The following is a 338-nucleotide window of genomic DNA, read 5'->3' as shown; positions in this document are numbered from 1 at the left end:
CTGCTCGCGGAAGTGCAATACGATCCCAACCTGTTCGAGCGCGCGACGATCGAACGGCTGATGCAGCGCTACCGAAGCCTGCTGGAAGCGATCGTCGACAGGCCATCGGCCCGGATATCGGCGCTCCCGTTGCTGTCCGAGGCCGAGCGGGCACGGCTGGAAGCGTGGCGTTGCGGCGCTGCCCAGCCAATACCGCCGGGGAGCGTGGACGAAGCCTTCGAGCGCCAGGCCCGCGAGCGTCCGGACGCAGCGGCCCTGGTGTACGCAGGCACGTCGTATGGGTACGCGGAACTGAATGCGCGTGCGAACCGCCTGGCGCATGGTCTGCGTTCGCGCGG

Annotated in this window: 1 protein-coding gene; it reads left to right on the top strand. The window is 68.6% G+C overall.

What is annotated here, in order from left to right; all coding sequences use genetic code 11:
• Nucleotides 1–338, top strand: a 338-nt coding sequence (locus ISP15_RS18430) for an AMP-binding protein (RefSeq protein WP_404549469.1), incomplete at both ends; no start/stop codon positions are given.

The sequence above is a fragment of the Dyella jejuensis genome, from assembly GCF_044904675.1.
Classification (GTDB): domain Bacteria; phylum Pseudomonadota; class Gammaproteobacteria; order Xanthomonadales; family Rhodanobacteraceae; genus Dyella_B; species Dyella_B jejuensis.
Note: the sequence above shows the minus strand (reverse complement) of the source record. Positions and strands in the feature narration are given on the sequence as shown.